The following is a 17,272-nucleotide window of genomic DNA, read 5'->3' on the forward strand; positions in this document are numbered from 1 at the left end:
GGCCGCCGCGTCGGGCGGCCGCCGCCGCTCCCGCTCCTCATCGGTCGTGGACCGCACGCCGGCGGCGTATCCGTCCCAGGCGCCTCGGCCTACAGGCCTAGGACCTGCGGTCCATGGCGCGCGGTCCGACGTCGCGCCAGACTCACTCCATGGACGCCAATCTCCTGGATGCCTATCTCCGCCGTATCGGGGCCACCCGCCCGGAGCGCGCCGACGCCACCGCTCTGCGCGATCTGCAGCTGCGGCACCTGCGGACAGTCCCCTTCGAGAATCTATCCATCCATCTCGGCGAGGACATCGTGCTCGAGGAGAAGGCGCTCCTCGCCAAGATCGTGGATGCCCGACGGGGCGGCTTCTGCTACGAACTCAACGGCGCATTCGCCGTGTTGCTGCGGGAGCTGGGTTTCACGGTCACCCTCCTCCAGGCACGTGGTTTCGGTGACGAAGGGCGGCTCGGCATCCCGTACGACCATCTCGCCCTGCGCGTCGAGACGGCGGACTCCTCCGGCCCCTGGCTGGCCGATGTCGGGTTCGGCGACCACACCCAGCACCCCCTCGCACTCGACGAGCGGGGCGATCAGCGGGACCCGGCCGGTACGTTCCGGATCGCCGAGGCCACGGAGTACGGCGATCTTGACGTCTACCGCGACGGCAAACCGCAGTTCCGCCTCGATACGCGGCCCCGCGTCCTGGCCGACTTCGAGGCGGGGTCCTGGTGGCACCGCACCTCGCCCGCCTCGCACTTCCCCCGGTCCCTCGTCTGCTCCCGGCTCACCACCAAGGGCCGGATCACGCTCAGCGGCCGCACACTGGTCACCACCGAGCACGGTGAGCGCCATGAGCAGCCGCTGGCCGACGATGCCGCGGTCCTGGCGGCCTACCGCGACCACTTCGGGCTGGTACTCGACCGGTTGCCGTCCGCCCCGAGCCGGCCGAGCTGACGGGCTGACGGGCTGACCGGCTGACGCGCTGACGCGCCGAGCCGGCCCGCTAGGCCTCCAGCCAGCCCTCCCACTCCGCGGCGAAATCGTCCAGCGCCGCGGGGTCGAGGCGGGCCTTCGGGTCCTCCACGACGACCAGCCACTGCGCGTCCTCGGCGTCGTCCTCGCCGGCCAGCGCATCGCGTAGGAGCTGGGGCTCCTCGGCCACCCCGAAGCGGCCCGCCAGCTCCTGTGCCACCTCCTCGGCGGCGTCGCGGTCGGGCAGCACCAGTACATGTCTCGCGTCACTCACCGGTCCATTCTCCGGTACGTCTCCGGTAAGGGATTCCCGAGTAGGGGGAGATCCCGAGTACGGCGATCCCGCGTACGAGAATGCCGGTACGCGCGGGAGTGTCAGTGCCCCGTGGGATGCTGGACCGCGATGATCCGCAAACCCAGCCAGCAGAATTCGCCCGACGACCTCCTCGCCCCCGTCACGCTCGCCGTGGGCCAGGAGGACCTGCTCCTCGACCGTGCCGTGCAGCAGGTGGTGGCGGCGGCCCGCGCTGCCGACGCCGACACGGACGTACGCGACCTCGCCTCCGACCAGCTCCAGCCCGGCACCCTTGCCGAGCTGACCAGCCCCTCGCTCTTCGCCGAGCGCAAGGTAGTCGTCGTGCGCAATGCGCAGGACCTCTCCGCCGACACGATCAAGGACGTCAAGGCCTATCTCGACGCTCCGGCAGAGGAGATCACCCTCGTCCTGCTGCACGCCGGCGGTGCGAAGGGCAAGGGCCTGCTGGACGCGGCCCGGAAGGCAGGCGCCCGTGAGGTCGCCTGCCCCAAGACCACCAAGCCGGCGGAGCGGCTCACCTTCGTACGGTCCGAATTCCGCGCGCTGGGCAGGTCCGCGACGCCCGAGGCGTGCCAGGCGCTGGTCGACTCCATCGGCAGCGATCTGCGGGAGCTGGCCAGCGCCGTCTCCCAGCTGACCTCGGACGTCGAGGGCACCATCGACGAGGCGGTCGTCGGGCGGTACTACACGGGCCGCGCCGAAGCCTCCAGCTTCAATGTCGCCGACCGTGCGGTGGAGGGCCGGGCGGCGGAGGCGCTGGAAGCTCTGCGCTGGTCGCTGTCGACGGGGGTCGCGCCGGTCCTGATCACCAGCGCGCTGGCGCAGGGTGTGCGGGCGATCGGCAAGCTCTCCTCGGCCCGCGGCGGGCGGCCCGCCGACCTCGCCCGTGAGCTGGGCATGCCGCCGTGGAAGATCGACCGGGTCCGCCAGCAGATGCGTGGCTGGACGCCGGACGGGGTGGCGGCGGCGCTGCGCGCGGTCGCGGAGGCGGACGCGGGCGTGAAGGGCGGCGGCGACGACCCGGAGTACGCGCTGGAGAAGGCGGTCGTGGCGGTTGCGCGGGCGGCGCGGTCGGGGCGGTAGACCCTGCGGGCGGCCTTGCCCCCCTCCCCGCCCTCGGGCGGGGAGGGGGACACCGAGGGCCGGGCACGCCAGAGGCCCCGGCGTCCGTCCTGGGGAAGGACGGTCACCGGGGCCTCACGGTTCAAGCTTTGTGCGCCGCACCCGCGTGGCGAACGCGTTCGGTGTGCGGCGCGGGGTGCCGGGAAGGAGCGGGAGAGAGGGCCCGCTGGGTCCCTACCGGCGATCAGTCAAGAGCTCAGCCCTGGAGGGAGCCAACCTTGATGGCCAGCGCCGACTTCTTGTTGGCGGCGGCGTTCTTGTGGATGACACCCTTGGAGACGGCCTTGTCGAGCTTCTGCGACGCCTCACGGACGGCCACAGTGGCCTTCTCGACGTCGCCGGTGGCGACAGCCTCGCGGGCCTTGCGGATCGCGGTCTTGAGCGACGACTTGACGGCCTTGTTGCGCAGGCGCGCCTTCTCGTTCGTCTTGTTCCGCTTGATCTGGGACTTGATGTTCGCCACGAAAGAGCCTTTTCAGGTTCGATGATCTTTGAGTTTGCGTCCCGTACTTGAGAGGGCACGAGACACAGCTGCCCACGTTACCAGCCGCCCCTCCAGCGGCCCAAACCGGGCGCAGTCCCGTTCCCGTGGGACGATGGAGCCTACGTATCGATCCGACATCGCCCGAGACGAGACGCCCCGGCGTCTCAAGAATCAGGACCCTGCGTGCCCGCGACTCCTACCAACGTGCCCGAGCCGAGCCGTACCGACCCGGCGCTGATCCGCAATTTCTGCATCATCGCGCACATCGACCACGGCAAGTCGACGCTTGCCGACCGGATGCTCCAGCTGACCGGTGTGGTCGATCAGCGGCAGATGCGCGCTCAGTACCTCGACCGCATGGACATCGAGCGCGAGCGCGGCATCACGATCAAGTCCCAGGCGGTCCGCCTGCCGTGGTCGCCCACCGAGGGCGAGGGTCGGAACACGACCCACATCCTCAACATGATCGACACCCCGGGCCACGTGGACTTCACCTATGAGGTCTCCCGGTCGCTCGCGGCCTGCGAGGGCACCGTCCTGCTGGTGGACGCCGCGCAGGGCATCGAGGCGCAGACCCTCGCCAACCTCTACCTGGCGATGGAGAACGACCTCACGATCGTCCCGGTCCTCAACAAGATCGACCTGCCGGCCGCGCAGCCGGAGAAGTTCTCCGAGGAGCTCGCCAACCTCATCGGCTGCCAGCCGGAGGACGTCCTCAAGGTCTCGGCCAAGACCGGCATCGGCGTGGAGGCCCTGCTGGACCGCGTGGTGCGCGACGTCCCCGCCCCGGTCGGCGTCGCCGACGCGCCCGCCCGCGCGATGATCTTCGACTCCGTCTATGACTCGTACCGCGGTGTGGTGACCTACGTACGAGTCGTCGACGGGCAGCTCAACAAGCGCGAGCGCATCAGGATGATGTCCACCGGCGCCACCCACGAGCTGCTGGAAATCGGTGTCTCCTCCCCGGAGATGACCCCCGCCGACGGTCTCGGCGTCGGCGAGGTGGGCTACATCATCACCGGCGTGAAGGACGTCCGTCAGTCCAAGGTCGGTGACACGATCACCTCGCTGAGCAAGGGCGCCACCGAGGCCCTCGGCGGCTACAAGGACCCCAAGCCGATGGTGTTCTCCGGCCTCTATCCGCTGGACGGCTCGGACTACCCCGAGCTGCGCGACGCCCTCGACAAGCTTCAGCTCAATGACGCCGCGCTGGTCTACGAGCCGGAGACCTCGGCCGCTCTCGGTTTCGGTTTCCGCGTGGGCTTCCTCGGTCTGCTCCACCTGGACGTGATCCGCGAGCGCCTGGAGCGCGAGTTCGGTCTCGATCTGATCGCCACCGCGCCGAACGTGGTCTACCGCGTGGTCATGGAGGACGGTGCCGAGCACACCGTCACCAACCCGAGCGAGTTCCCCGAGGGCAAGATCTCGGATGTCCACGAGCCGGTCGTACGAGCCACGATCCTCGCGCCCAGCGAGTTCATCGGCTCGATCATGGAGCTCTGCCAGACCCGCCGCGGCACGCTGCTCGGCATGGACTACCTCTCCGAGGACCGGGTCGAGATCCGCTACACCCTCCCGCTCGCCGAGATCGTCTTCGACTTCTTCGACCAGCTGAAGTCCAAGACGCGCGGTTACGCCTCCCTCGACTACGAGCCCACCGGCGAGCAGGCCGCCAGCCTGGTCAAGGTCGACATCCTGCTGCACGGCGACAAGGTCGACGCCTTCTCCGCCATCACGCACAAGGACGCGGCGTACGCGTACGGAGTGAGGCTCGTCGCCAAGCTCAGGGAGCTCATCCCGCGGCAGGCCTTCGAGGTGCCCATCCAGGCCGCGATCGGCTCGCGCGTCATCGCCCGCGAGACCATTCGCGCCATCCGCAAGGACGTCCTCGCCAAGTGCTACGGCGGTGACATCTCGCGTAAGCGGAAGCTGCTGGAGAAGCAGAAGGAAGGCAAGAAGCGGATGAAGATGGTCGGCAGCGTGGAGGTCCCGCAGGAGGCCTTCATCGCCGTGCTGTCCAGCGACGACAGCGGCAAGGCCAAGAAGTAGCCGCACCGTCGCAGCCGACAAGCGAAGGCGCCCGCCGGGGGTCCGGACGGGCGCTTTTCGCGTGTCTGCGGACGCATCACCCGATAGGTGTCGGACGCATCACCCGATAGATGAGGGATGCACCGACCGGCGGTTCCAGCCAATGGCCGAGCGTGCCGTTCGTTATCAAGCGGCAGCCCGTAGCCCCTTACGCGCAGGTCCCATGCCCTCTAACCTGAGCACGGCTCGATGGTTACTCGCCAGTTAAACAACAGCCACTCGTGCAGTGCTGCCCGCAGGCCCGGAGGATGTCGTGAGCGCCACAATGACCCTGATCGAGAACCGACCGCCCTCTGTGGCGAGTCTCTTCACCGAGCGCGTGGCGGCTACGCCGGACGCCGAGGCCTACCGCTACCCGGTGGCCCCCGCCACCGGCCAGGGGCCCGACGACTGGAAGTCCCTGAGCTGGGGGCAGGCCGCAGAGCGGGTCTATGCCATTGCCGCCGGACTGATCGACCTCGGGGTACGCGCCGAGGAGCGCGTCGCGCTCGCCTCCTCCACCCGGGTCGACTGGATCCTCGCCGACCTCGGCGTGATGTGCGCGGGCGGCGCGACCACCACGATCTACCCGTCCACCAACGCCGAGGAGTCGGCGTACATCCTCTCCGACTCCGAGAGCCGGGTGCTGATCGCCGAGGACGCCTCCCAGCTGGCCAAGGCGCGTGAGCGGCGGGCCGACCTGCCGGAGCTGAAGCATGTCGTGGTGATCGACGCGACGGGCGTGGAGCCGGACGAGAGCGACCCCGAGGGCTGGGTGCTCTCGCTCGCCGACCTGGAGGCCCGGGGCGCGGAGCGCCTCGCCAAGCACCCGGACGCCGTCAAGGAGCGGGTCGAGGCGATCAGGCCCGACCAGCTGGCGACGCTGATCTACACCTCGGGCACCACGGGCCGGCCCAAGGGCGTCCGGCTGCCGCACGACAACTGGTCGTACATGGCCAAGGCCACCGCCGCGACCGGGCTGATCAGCAAGGACGACGTGCAGTACCTCTGGCTGCCGCTCGCGCATGTCTTCGGCAAGGTGCTGACCTCCGGGCAGATCGAGGTCGGTCATGTCACCGCCGTCGACGGCCGGGTGGACAAGATCATCGAGAATCTGCCGGTGGTCCAGCCGACCTACATGGCGGCCGTGCCGCGGATCTTCGAGAAGGTCTACAACGGAGTCGCGGCCAAGGCACGGGCCGGCGGCGGCGCCAAGTACAAGATCTTCCAGTGGGCGGCCGGTGTCTCACGCGAGTACGCCAAGGCCGCGCAGGACAACTTCCGCCGTACGGGCTCGGCCTCCGCGCCCTTCGGACTCACCGCCAAGCACAAGATCGCCGACGCGCTCGTCTACTCCAAGCTGCGCGAGGCCTTCGGCGGCCGGCTGCGCGCCGCGGTCTCCGGCTCGGCGGCGCTCGCGCCCGACATCGGCTACTTCTTCGCCGGAGCCGGAATCCACATCCTCGAGGGCTACGGCCTTACGGAGTCCAGCGCGGCGTCCTTCATCAACCCGGGCGAGGCGTACCGCACGGGCACCGTCGGCAAGCCGCTGCCCGGCACCGAGGTGCGTATCGCCGACGACGGCGAGATCCTGCTGCGCGGCCCCGGGATCATGGAGGGTTACCACCGGCTGCCCGAGAAGACGGCCGAAGTCCTCGAATCCGACGGCTGGTTCCACACCGGCGACATCGGAGAGCTGTCCGATGACGGCTACCTGCGCATCACGGACCGCAAGAAGGACCTGATCAAGACCTCCGGCGGCAAGTACATCGCGCCGGCCGAGGTCGAGGGCCAGTTCAAGGCGGTGTGCCCGTTCGTCTCCAACATCCTGGTGCACGGCGCGGACCGTAACTTCTGCACCGCGCTCATCGCGCTGGACGAGCCGACCATCCTCGGCTGGGCCAAGGAGAACGGCCTGGACGGAAAGACGTACGCCGAGGTTGTCGCCACCGAGCGGGCCGAGCAGCTCATCGAGGGTTATGTGAAGCGGCTCAACGAAGGGCTGCAGCGCTGGCAGACGATCAAGAAGTTCCGGCTGCTGCCGCGGGACCTGGACATCGAGCACGGCGAGCTGACCCCCAGCCTCAAGCTGAAGAGGCCGGTCGTCGAGCGCGAGTACAAGGACCTCATCGAGGACATGTACGCAGGCTCCCGCGAGGCGTAGTAACCGGGGCTCCGCCCGCCCCAGGCCCCGGGCCCCCGCCTCACACGCCGACAAGGCCTGGATTCCCGCCCGATACGGGCGGGAATCCAGGCCGTCCGGCGATCGGGGACACTCCCGGAGGGCGTACGGGGACTACTGGCTCCGCCCGCGACGCAGGTCCCTCAGGATCTCCTCCACCCGGGTCAGCTGTACCCGCACCTCCGGCATATCGTTCGAGCCGCTCCTGTCCAGCTCGCTCTCGATCGCACTCAGCCGCTGGGACATCTGGCCCAGCTGCTCCTGGTCCTGTGCCAGCATCCGCTCCAACTGGCGGTTCTTGCGGTGCAGTTCGAGGAACACACTCACCTTGGCGCGCAGTACCCAGGGGTCGAAGGGCTTGGTGAGGAAGTCCGCCGCCCCGGTGGCGTAGCCCCGGAAGGCAAAGCCGCTGTCGGCCTGCGTCCCGGTCAGGAAGATGATCGGGACGTCCTTCGTCTGGTCGAGGCGCTTGATGTTGGACGCCGTCTCGAAGCCGTCCATGCCGGGCATCCGCACATCCAGCAGGACCACCGCGAACTTCCGCCGCAGCAGCGCCTTCATCGCCTCCTCCCCGGAACGTGCCCGGACCAGAGGCTCGTTGAGGGACCCCAGGACTGCCTCGAGGGCTACGAGATTGTCCTCCATGTCGTCCACCAGGAGGATGCTCGCGGGGTCGGCGGTGGGTGCCTCTGTGCTCATCGTGTCCTCACGTGATTGTCGGCGGGGCAGTCGGCTCCCCATCGCCGACTGGCTGCCCCGATATCGCGGGTTCTTCGGCCGGAGGCGCACTGTCCGGCCCGGCCGTTCCGCCCTTCGGATCCAGCACGGAACAGACGACGGTCAGCAGACGATCCACGTCGACCGGTTTCGGCACGTAGTCGTTGGCGCCCTGCGCGATCGACTTCTCGCGGTCACCCGGCATCGCCTTCGCGGTGAGGGCGATGATCGGGAGGTCGGTCCAGAGCGGGCTGCGCCGAATGGCCTCGATCGTCTCGTACCCGTCCATCTCGGGCATCATGATGTCCATCAGGATCAGTTCGACGTCGGGGTTGCGCTCCAGGGTCTCGATGCCTTCGCGGCCGTTCTCCGCGTACAGCACAGGCATGCCCACTCTGCCGAGCACATGGGTGAGCGCGAAGACATTACGGATGTCGTCGTCGACGATGAGGACGCGGCGGCCCGGCAGGATCCGGCCCGCCCGGCCCGACTTCCACTCCTCCAGCTTGGTCGTCGTGGGCCAGCCGTCCTCGAGGGCCGGGCGCGGCACATGCTCGCTGTAGTGCCGCTCGGGCGCGGTCAGTGGGATGTCCTGGATGCCATGGACATCCTGGATGTCGTGGCCGTCGTGGGAGCCGTCGCTCTCGCCGCCGGCATGGCCGGGGTAGAGGACGGGGACGTACAGCGTGAAAGTGGATCCGCGGCCCGGCTCGCTCTCCGCGATGATGCGGCCGCCGAGCAGCCCCGCGATCTCCCGGCTGATGGAGAGGCCGAGGCCCGTTCCGCCGTACTTGCGGTTGGTCGTGCCGTCGGCCTGCTGGAACGCCTCGAAGATCACCGGGAGTTTCTCCGGGGCGATGCCGATGCCGGTGTCGGCGACAGCGAAGGCGATCAGGTCGTCGATGCCCTTGAGCACCTTGTCGTCGGGGTCCTTGACCCGCTTCACCCTCAGTTCGACGCGGCCGGAGGAGGTGAACTTGATGGCGTTGGAGAGCAGATTGCGCAGAATCTGCTGGAGCCGCTGCTCGTCGGAGTACATCTCGCGCGGTACGTCCTCGCCGACCGCGACCTCGAAGGCCAGCCCGCGGTCGAGGGTGATCGGACGGAAGGTGGCGTGGACATAGTCGAGCACCTTGATCAGCGGCAGCTTCTTCGGGCGTACGTCCATCCGGCCGGCCTCGATCTTCGACAGGTCCAGGATGTCGTTGATCAGCTGGAGCAGGTCGGAGCCCGAGCGGTGGATCGTGGTGGCGAACTGCACTTCCTGGTCGGAGAGATGGCCGTCGGGGTTGTCGGAGAGCAGCCGGGCCAGGATGAGGAGGGAGTTCAGCGGCGTGCGCAGTTCGTGCGACATGTTCGCCAGGAACTCCGACTTGTACTGCGACGAGGTCGCGAGTAGTGCGGCCTTCTCCTCCAGCTCGGCGTTGGAGCGCTGCAGTTCGCCCTGCTGGCGCTGGAGCTCGTCGGAGCGCTCCTGGAGCTGGACCGCGAGCCGCTGGGACTCGCCGAGCAGTGACTCCGTACGGGAGTTGGCGATGATGGTGTTGATGGCGACGCCGATGGTGTTCACGAACTGGTCGAAGAAGGCCAGGTGGACGTCGGAGAAGCGGGAGAAGGACGCCAGCTCGATGACGCCGAGCAGCTTGTCCTCGAAGAGGATCGGAATGATGACAACGCTTGCCGGTGACGCCTCGCCGAGGCCGGAGTTGATCTTGATGTAGTCCGGAGGTGCTTCCTCGAGGAGGATCCGCTTCTTCTCCAGGGCCGCCTGGCGCACCAGACCGTGCCCCGGCATACCGGTGGTGTCTATGGTGGCCGACTGGGCCGAGCCGTAACCGGCGATGAAGGCCAGTCCCTTGGTGGTGGAGGTGGTACGGCGCGGAGTGCCGCCGGCGTCCGGGTCGGCCAGGAAGAACGCGCCGTACTGCGCGTTCACCAGCGGGGTCAGCTCGCGCAGGATCAGGTCGGCGACCTCCATCAGATCGCGGTGGCCCTGCATCAGACCGGCGAGGCGGGCGAGATTGGACTCCAGCCAGTCCTTGGCGCGGGTGGTCTCGCGGAGGTTGGACACCATCAGATTGATGTTGTCCTTCAGCTCGGAGACCTCACCGCGCGTCTCGACCGTGATCGACCGGGACATGTCGCCCTGGGCGACGGCGGACGCCACCTCGGCGATGGCGCGGACCTGGGTGGTGAGGTTGAGCGCCAGCTCATTGACGTTGGTCGTCAGCCGCTTCCAGGTGCCGTACACGCCCTCGACCCGAGCCTGGCCGCCGAGCTGGCCCTCGGAGCCGACCTCGCGGGCCACCCGGGTGACCTCGGAGGAGAACGAGGAGAGCGTGTCCACCATGGTGTTGATGGTGGTCTTGAGTTCCAGGATCTCGCCGCGCGCGTCCACGTCGATCTTCTTGGAGAGGTCGCCCTGCGCCACGGCCGTCGCCACCTGGGCGATGTTCCGCACCTGTGAAGTGAGATTGTCGGCCATGTAGTTGACGTTGTCCGTGAGGTCCTTCCACAGGCCGGTGACACCGAGGACCTGGGCGCGGCCGCCCAGCCGGCCGTCGGTACCCACCTCGCGGGCCACGCGTGTGACCTCGTCGGCGAAGGCGCGCAGCTGCTCCACCATCGTATTGACGGTGTCCTTCAGCTCCAGGATCTCGCCGCGCGCATCCACGGTGATCTTCTTGGAGAGGTCGCCGTTGGCGACGGCGGTGGTGACCTGCGCGATGTTGCGGACCTGACTGGTCAGGTTGGACGCCATGAAGTTGACGTTGTCCGTGAGGTCCTTCCAGACGCCGGAGACGCCGCGGACCTGGGCCTGGCCGCCGAGGTTGCCTTCCGTGCCGACCTCGCGGGCGACCCTGGTGACCTCGTCGGCGAAGGCGGAGAGCTGGTCGACCATGGTGTTGATGGTCGATTTGAGCTCGAGGATCTCGCCCTTCGCCTCGACCGTGATCTTCTTGCCGAGGTCGCCCTGGGCGACGGCCGTCGACACGAGCGCGATATTGCGGACCTGTGAAGTGAGATTGTCCGCCATGAAGTTGACGTTCTCGGTGAGGTCCTTCCAGACGCCGGAGACGCCGCGGACCTGGGCGCGGCCGCCGAGGTTGCCTTCCGTACCGACCTCGCGGGCGACCCTGGTGACCTCGTCGGCGAAGGCCAGGAGCTGGTCGACCATGGTGTTGATCGTCGACTTGAGCTCCAGGATCTCGCCCTGGGCGTCCACGGTGATCTTCTGGGAGAGGTCGCCGTTGGCGACGGCGGTGGTGACCTGCGCGATGTTGCGGACCTGACTGGTCAGGTTGGACGCCATGAAGTTGACGTTGTCCGTGAGGTCCTTCCAGACGCCGGAGACGCCGCGGACCTGGGCGCGGCCGCCCAGCTGGCCCTCCGTGCCCACCTCGCGGGCCACCCGCGTGACCTCGTCGGCGAAGGCCGAGAGCTGGTCGACCATGGTGTTGACGGTCAGCTTCAGCTCAAGGAGCTCGCCGGTCGCCTCGACCGTGACCGTACGGGTCAGATCGCCGCGGGCCACGGCCGTGGTCACCGCGGCGATGTCCCGCACCTGCGCGGTCAGCCGGGAGGCCATGGTGTTGACCGCCTCGGTGACGTCCCGCCAGCTGCCCGAAAGGCCCTGCACCTTGGCGCGTCCGCCGAGCCGGCCCTCCGTGCCGACCTCGCGCGCCACCCGCGTCACCTCGCTGGTGAACAGCGACAGCTGGTCGACCATCTTGTTCACCGCACGGCCGAGCCGGCGCAGATCGCCGCGTAACTGACGGTTGCCGTCGTGCAGATCGACCCGCTGGGTCAGATCGCCGCCGGCCACCGCGTCCAGCACACGGGTGGCGTTCGCGGCGGGCACCACCAGGGCGTCCAGCAGGGTGTTCGTACTGATGACGGCGGAGGTCCAGGCGCCCTGGCCGGGGCTGGCCGACAGCCGGTCGTCGAGCCGTCCGTGCCGTACGACCTCCCTGCGGACCCGCGACAGCTCATCCGTGAAGTGCTGATTGCGCACGGCGATCTGGTTGAACATCGCCGCCAGTTCGGCGGGAATGCCCTCATGGACCTCCGCCATCCGCACATGGAAGTCCCCGTCGCGCAGGGTCGTCATCGCGGCCAGCAGTGGGCGCAGCTCCGAGGTGCGGATCCAGCCGCCGTCGGCCGAGGGCGGGGAGGACACCGCAGGCAGCCGGGACTCCGGCTGAGCTGGCGGCAACGCACTGTCTCTGTTCATAATCCGCCCACTTCGGTGACTCGGCGCTTATGGGCAGGCTCAGTCTGTCACTCTGTCGGTGTCATAAGCGGCGCATTGCCAGAACCGACCAGGAGCCGCACAGTGGGGTCCCTTCCGATGCAGCGCGAGACCGTTCACCGCACGACACCGTTGTACCCGCTTCGGGATGACGCGCGTTCAGTCGCTCGCACCAGCCTGCCCGGCAACCCTCTCGCACCGTCCGCCGCGCGCCGCTTCGTGCGCGCCGCCATCGCCGACTGGACCAACCTCGGCATGCTCGCCACCTGCGCCTTCTGCCGCGGGTCAGGGGGCTGCCCGCCGGGCGGTCACAGCACGGACCGGCTCGCCGACGACGCCGTACTCATCGTCAACGAACTCGTGACCAACGCCGTCGTGCACGCGGGCACCACCGTCGAACTCCTCTGCAGGCTGGAGGAGTCGGCGGACGGCGAGCCCGCCGCCCTCGTACTCGAAGTCTCCGACCACCACCCGGCCAGGGCCGTACGCAATGAACCGCACGGCGCCGAGGAACGCTCCGGCACGCCCGAGTACGGCCGCGGCCTCCATCTCGTCGCCGCCCTCGCCGAGCGCTGGGGCATCACCTACCGCCCCGGCCTCAAGACCATCTGGGCCCGACTCCCCGTCGACGGCTGGGACACCTGCCCGCTCCCCGGCGCCGAACCCGCGCTGCATCGCGGACTGCGCGCCGCCGAGATCCTCGCCCCCTCGCCCCGGCGCACCGTGCGCGAGGACTCCGACTGGATCAGCCGAGGCGCACTCTCCTTCCTCGCCGAGGCATCCGACCTGCTCGCCGGACAGCTCGACGAGGACATGGTCGCGGCGCTCGCCGGGCAGCTGCTGGTGCCGAGGCTCGCCGACTGGTGCGCGATCTGGCTGGACAGGGAGTCGGGACGGCCGGGATCGGGCTGGGGCACGGGCGGCGGAGCGGGGACCGCGCAGCGGCTCGCCCGGGTCTGGCACAGCGACGAGTCCCTCACTGAGCAGCTGCGCGAGACCCTGGACAAGGAGCCGCCGCTGCTGCTGCCCGAGGCCGCAGGCAACGGGCCCGTACCGATCCCCTGGCCCGGTGACGGCCAACCGGGCGGCGATGACGGCACGGCCGTCGCATACCGCCTCGCCGCGGGCGGACGCGGGCTCGGCACCCTGCTGATCGCGCGGTACGGCCTCGCACGCGTACCCGACGAAGCGACCGCGCTGATCGCGGACTTCGCACGCCGCGTGGCTCTCGCGATCAGCGCGGCCCGCCAGTACACCCGGCAGGCCACCATCAGCCGTGTTCTGCAGCGCGGTCTGCTCCCCGGCAAGGTCGGGCAGATCCCCGGTGTCGACCGGTTCCTGGTGTACGAGCCCAGCGACGACGGCGTCGCGGGCGGCGACTTCTACGACATCTTCCCGGCCGGCTCCGGCGGCCGCTGGTGCTTCATGCTCGGCGACGTCCAGGGCAGCGGACCCGAGGCCGCGGTCGTCACCGGCCTCGCCCGGCCCTGGCTGCGGCTGCTCGCCCGCGAGGGTTACCAGGTCGGCCAGGTGCTGGACCGGCTCAACGGACTGCTCCTCGACGATGCGATGGAGGCGGCGGAATCAGCCGCGCTGATGGTCGCGGCAGCGGGCGGTCAGGGCGTGCCGGAGGGTCCGCAGGCGCGGTTCCTGTCCCTGCTCTACGGCGAGCTGGTGCCCTCGCCCCGGGTCGGCGGAGGTGTGCGCTGCACCCTGGCGAGCGCCGGGCATCCACTGCCGCTGCTGCTGCGGCCCGACGGCCGGGTGCTCACGGCGGCCGAGTCGCAGGTGCTGCTCGGGGTCGTCGAGGACGTCGCGTACCAGAGCCAGACCTTCGACCTGGAACCCGGCGACACCCTGCTCTGCGTCACGGACGGGGTGACGGAGCGGCGCTCGGGGTCGCGGATGTTCGACGACGAGGACGGGCTCGCCCGGGTGCTCGCCGGCTGCGCGGGCCTGACCGCGCAAGGGGTCGCGGAGCGGATCAAGCAAGGGGTGTACGAGTTCGGGGAGACGCCACCGGAGGACGATCTGGCGCTGCTGGTGCTCCAGGCGCGGTAGCCGTCCCGGCACCCGGCGCGGTAGTCGGCCCGGCACCCGGTGGGTGGCCGTACCGGGGCACCCGCGAGGTGACGGACAATGGGGGGCATGCCTTCCGTACTGCCCGATGGTGAGCCCATGCCCGAGGACGGGTCGCTGCCCGCGTCCGCCCTGACGGGCGCCGGGGACCGGCCGCTCGCCTTCTATCTGCATGTGCCGTACTGCGCGACGCGCTGCGGCTACTGCGACTTCAACACCTACACGGCGACCGAGCTGCGCGGCTCGGGCGGCGTGCTCGCCTCCCGGGACAACTACGCCGCGATGGTCGCGGAGGAGGTCCGCCTCGCCCGCAAGGTGCTGGGCGACGACCCGCGGCAGGTACGGACGGTGTTCGTCGGAGGCGGTACGCCGACGCTGCTCGCGGCCTCGGATCTGGTCCGGATGCTGGACGCGGTCCGCGAGGAGTTCGGGCTCGCGGACGGTGCGGAGATCACGACCGAGGCGAACCCGGAGTCGGTGGACCCGGCGTATCTCGCCGAGCTGCGGGAGGGCGGCTTCAACCGGATCTCCTTCGGGATGCAGAGCGCGCGGCAGCATGTGCTGAAGGTGCTGGACCGTACGCATACGCCGGGCCGCCCGGAGGCGTGCGTCGCGGAGGCGCGGGCTGCGGGCTTCGACCATGTGAACCTCGACCTGATCTACGGCACGCCCGGCGAGAGCGACGACGACTGGCGCGCCTCCCTGGCGGCCGCGGTGGGCGCGGGTCCGGATCACATCTCGGCGTACGCACTGATCGTCGAGGAAGGCACGCAGCTTGCGCGGCGGATCCGCCGCGGCGAGGTCCCGATGACCGACGACGACGTCCACGCGGACCGGTATCTGATCGCGGACTCGGTGCTCGGGGACGCGGGCTTCGACTGGTACGAGGTCTCCAACTGGGCCACGACCGAGGCGGGCCGGTGCCTGCACAACGAGCTGTACTGGCGCGGCGCGGACTGGTGGGGTGCGGGCCCCGGAGCCCACAGCCATGTGGGCGGGGTGCGCTGGTGGAATGTGAAGCACCCGGGCGCGTACGCGGCGGCGCTGGCGGAGGGCCGCTCGCCGGGCGCGGGCCGCGAGCTCCTCTCGGCGCAGGACCGCCGGGTGGAGCGGATCCTGCTGGAGCTCCGGCTCCGGGAAGGCTGCGAGCTGGAGCTCCTGCACCCGGCGGGCCTGGCGGCGGCGGGCCGGGCCCTGTCGGACGGCCTGCTGGAGCCGGGGCCGTACAAAGAGGGACGGGCCGTACTGACGCTGCGGGGCCGCCTGCTGGCGGACGCGGTGGTACGCGACCTGGTGGACTGACGGGGGTGGGTACGCCCTTCGGGCCTCTCCTCAATCGCCGGACGGGCTTACATTTCGCCGGACCGGCAACTCAAGCCCTGCCGGCGATTGAGGCGCGGGGTCCGGGGCCCAGCCCCGGTCACACCCCCGGAGCCGTCACGAAGTCGATCAGCTCCTCCACTCGCCCCAGCAACTGCGGCTCCAGGTCCTTGTACGACCGCACGCCCGACAGAATCCGCTGCCACGCCGCTCCCGTGTTCTCCGGCCAGCCCAGTGCGCGGCAGACTCCCGTCTTCCAGTCCTGGCCGCGCGGCACCGACGGCCACGCCCGGATGCCCACCGAGGACGGCTTCACCGCCTCCCACACATCGATGTACGGGTGGCCCACGATCAAGGCGTGGTCGCTGGAGACCTGGGACGCGATACGGGACTCCTTCGAGCCGGGGACCAGATGGTCAACCAGCACCCCGAGGCGCGCGTCCGGGCCCGGCGCGAATTCCTTGACGATCGACGGGAGGTCGTCGATGCCCTCGAGGTACTCCACGACCACGCCCTCGATCCGCAGATCGTCACCCCAGACCCGTTCGACGAGCTCCGCGTCGTGGCGGCCTTCCACGTAGATACGGCCCGCCCGCGCGACCCTCGCCCGTGCCCCCGGGACCGCGACCGAGCCGGAGGCCGTACGTGCCGGGCGGGCCGGGGCCGTCGCCGAGGGGCGGACCAGGGTGACCACCCGGCCCTCCAGCAGAAAGCCCCGCGGGACCAGCGGGAACACGCGGTGCTTGCCGAAGCGGTCCTCGAGCGTGACTGTCGGGCCCTCCGCCGTTTTCTCGGTACGGATCACCGCACCGCAGAAACCCGTCGTGACCTCCTCCACGACCAGGTCGGACTCGGCAGGGACCTCCGGGGCCGGCTGCTGCTTCTTCCAAGGAGGCGTCAGATCCGGGCTGTAGCTGCGCATTTGGCCGACGCTACGACACGCCGAAGCGCTCCGCCAACGATTCCCGCTGTGCGCGTACAAAAGCCGCGTCGACCACTGCCCCGTGCCCGGGGACATACACCGCGTCGTCGCCGCCCAGCGACAGCAGCCGGTCCAGCGCCGCCGGCCAGCGGGACGGGATCGCGTCCCGGCCCGCCTGCGGTTCGCCCGACTCCTCCACCAGATCTCCGCAGAAGACCACCTCCGGGCTGCCCGGGCCTTCGCCCGGCACCAGCAGCGCCAGATCGTGGCCCGAGTGACCGGGGCCGACATTGGCCAGCAGCACCTGGCGGCCGCCCAGCTCGAGCGTCCACTCCCCGCACACCGGATGGTGCGGCAGTACCAGAAGATCGGCGGCCTCCGCGGCGTCCTTCACCGGGACCCCGTGCCGTACGGCCGTGCCGCGGATCTCGTCGCGCTCCCGCCTCATCAGTTCGTCGACGCCGACCGCGCCGAACACCTCGGCCCCGGAGAACGCCGCGGTCCCCAGGACATGGTCGAAGTGCGGATGACTCAGTGCGATATGCGTCACTCGGCGACCGCCCAGCAGCGCCTGCGCCTGGGTGCGGAGCTCGGCGCCCTCACGGAGCGTCGAACCCGTGTCGTACATGAGGACACGGTCCTCACCGGCGACCAGTCCAACGGTCGCGTCCCAGACAGGCAGCCGCCGACGCCCCACCCCGTCGGCCAACCGCTCCCAGCCGAAGTCTTCCCAACTGACGTCCATACCGCGACGCTATCGGCAAGGACCAGCGGTGTCGCGAGGTACCGTGGTCGGCCGCGATTGCAGGACTGCCCTGCAGGACGGCCCTTGCTAGGGGCGTACCCCACAGC

The 17,272-nt window shown here is 69.7% G+C and carries 12 protein-coding genes; 6 read left to right on the forward strand and 6 right to left on the reverse strand.

The genetic code is table 11. The annotated features are described in order from the left end of the window. Nucleotides 1–149: 149 nt before the first annotated feature. On the forward strand, nucleotides 150–941 hold the full coding sequence (locus ACFWDI_RS29105) for an arylamine N-acetyltransferase (RefSeq protein ID WP_385308376.1): 792 nt from the start codon (nucleotides 150–152) through the stop codon (nucleotides 939–941). A gap of 49 nt (nucleotides 942–990) precedes the next feature. Here ACFWDI_RS29105 and ACFWDI_RS29110 read toward each other — a convergent pair whose 3' ends face one another. Next, nucleotides 991–1,233: a hypothetical protein gene (locus ACFWDI_RS29110; RefSeq protein ID WP_327323551.1), complete on the reverse strand. Its 243-nt coding sequence runs from the start codon at nucleotides 1,231–1,233 to the stop codon at nucleotides 991–993. 129 nt (nucleotides 1,234–1,362) lie between these two features. Between ACFWDI_RS29110 and holA the strand changes: the two genes are divergently transcribed. Continuing rightward, a complete protein-coding gene (gene holA, locus ACFWDI_RS29115; protein WP_385308380.1) occupies nucleotides 1,363–2,358 on the forward strand; it encodes a DNA polymerase III subunit delta in 996 nt (331 codons plus the stop codon). A 235-nt stretch (nucleotides 2,359–2,593) separates the two neighbouring features. Here holA and rpsT read toward each other — a convergent pair whose 3' ends face one another. Continuing rightward, entirely contained in the window at nucleotides 2,594–2,860 is a 267-nt protein-coding gene (gene rpsT, locus ACFWDI_RS29120) for a 30S ribosomal protein S20 (RefSeq protein ID WP_326649855.1), read from the reverse strand. Between the two features lie 204 nt (nucleotides 2,861–3,064). On the opposite strand from rpsT, the gene lepA reads away from it, so the two are divergent. Together lepA and ACFWDI_RS29130 are read left to right on the forward strand one after the other, a co-directional pair. Then, nucleotides 3,065–4,930, forward strand: a complete 1,866-nt coding sequence (gene lepA, locus ACFWDI_RS29125; protein WP_385308383.1) for a translation elongation factor 4 — start codon at nucleotides 3,065–3,067, stop codon at nucleotides 4,928–4,930. A 292-nt stretch (nucleotides 4,931–5,222) separates the two neighbouring features. Next, nucleotides 5,223–7,112 carry an AMP-dependent synthetase/ligase gene (locus ACFWDI_RS29130; protein WP_385308386.1) on the forward strand — a complete coding sequence of 630 codons (1,890 nt, stop codon included), beginning with the start codon at nucleotides 5,223–5,225 and terminating at the stop codon, nucleotides 7,110–7,112. A 132-nt stretch (nucleotides 7,113–7,244) separates the two neighbouring features. On the opposite strand, the gene ACFWDI_RS29135 is transcribed toward ACFWDI_RS29130, so the two are convergent. Then, on the reverse strand, nucleotides 7,245–7,829 hold the full coding sequence (locus tag ACFWDI_RS29135; protein ID WP_327323547.1) for a response regulator: 585 nt from the start codon (nucleotides 7,827–7,829) through the stop codon (nucleotides 7,245–7,247). A 7-nt stretch (nucleotides 7,830–7,836) separates the two neighbouring features. Continuing rightward, nucleotides 7,837–11,958 (reverse strand): HAMP domain-containing protein, encoded by a 4,122-nt coding sequence (locus ACFWDI_RS29140; RefSeq protein WP_385308472.1) that lies wholly within the window; start codon nucleotides 11,956–11,958, stop codon nucleotides 7,837–7,839. Nucleotides 11,959–12,198: 240 nt separating this feature from the next. Between ACFWDI_RS29140 and ACFWDI_RS29145 the strand changes: the two genes are divergently transcribed. Next, nucleotides 12,199–14,160, forward strand: a complete 1,962-nt coding sequence (locus ACFWDI_RS29145; RefSeq protein ID WP_385308474.1) for a SpoIIE family protein phosphatase — start codon at nucleotides 12,199–12,201, stop codon at nucleotides 14,158–14,160. An 87-nt stretch (nucleotides 14,161–14,247) separates the two neighbouring features. Then, nucleotides 14,248–15,480: a radical SAM family heme chaperone HemW gene (hemW, locus tag ACFWDI_RS29150; protein ID WP_385308390.1), complete on the forward strand. Its 1,233-nt coding sequence runs from the start codon at nucleotides 14,248–14,250 to the stop codon at nucleotides 15,478–15,480. Nucleotides 15,481–15,598: 118 nt separating this feature from the next. Here hemW and ACFWDI_RS29155 read toward each other — a convergent pair whose 3' ends face one another. Continuing rightward, a complete protein-coding gene (locus ACFWDI_RS29155) occupies nucleotides 15,599–16,420 on the reverse strand; it encodes a DUF3097 domain-containing protein (RefSeq protein WP_385308393.1) in 822 nt (273 codons plus the stop codon). Between the two features lie 10 nt (nucleotides 16,421–16,430). Further along, nucleotides 16,431–17,165: an MBL fold metallo-hydrolase gene (locus ACFWDI_RS29160; protein ID WP_385308396.1), complete on the reverse strand. Its 735-nt coding sequence runs from the start codon at nucleotides 17,163–17,165 to the stop codon at nucleotides 16,431–16,433. Between the last annotated feature and the right edge of the window lie 107 nt (nucleotides 17,166–17,272).

It is taken from the genome of Streptomyces sp. NPDC060064 (assembly GCF_042736455.1).
In the GTDB taxonomy this organism is placed as follows: Bacteria; Actinomycetota; Actinomycetes; order Streptomycetales; family Streptomycetaceae; genus Streptomyces.

Coding starts and splice junctions, on each gene's coding strand:
- ACFWDI_RS29105 (WP_385308376.1), top strand. CDS start 150: ATGGACGCCAATCTCCTGGATGCCTATCTCCGCCGTATCGGGGCCACC.
- holA (WP_385308380.1), top strand. CDS start 1,363: ATGATCCGCAAACCCAGCCAGCAGAATTCGCCCGACGACCTCCTCGCC.
- ACFWDI_RS29135 (WP_327323547.1), bottom strand. CDS start 7,829: ATGAGCACAGAGGCACCCACCGCCGACCCCGCGAGCATCCTCCTGGTG.
- ACFWDI_RS29140 (WP_385308472.1), bottom strand. CDS start 11,958: ATGACGACCCTGCGCGACGGGGACTTCCATGTGCGGATGGCGGAGGTC.
- ACFWDI_RS29145 (WP_385308474.1), top strand. CDS start 12,199: ATGCAGCGCGAGACCGTTCACCGCACGACACCGTTGTACCCGCTTCGG.
- hemW (WP_385308390.1), top strand. CDS start 14,248: ATGCCTTCCGTACTGCCCGATGGTGAGCCCATGCCCGAGGACGGGTCG.
- ACFWDI_RS29155 (WP_385308393.1), bottom strand. CDS start 16,420: ATGCGCAGCTACAGCCCGGATCTGACGCCTCCTTGGAAGAAGCAGCAG.
- ACFWDI_RS29160 (WP_385308396.1), bottom strand. CDS start 17,165: ATGGACGTCAGTTGGGAAGACTTCGGCTGGGAGCGGTTGGCCGACGGG.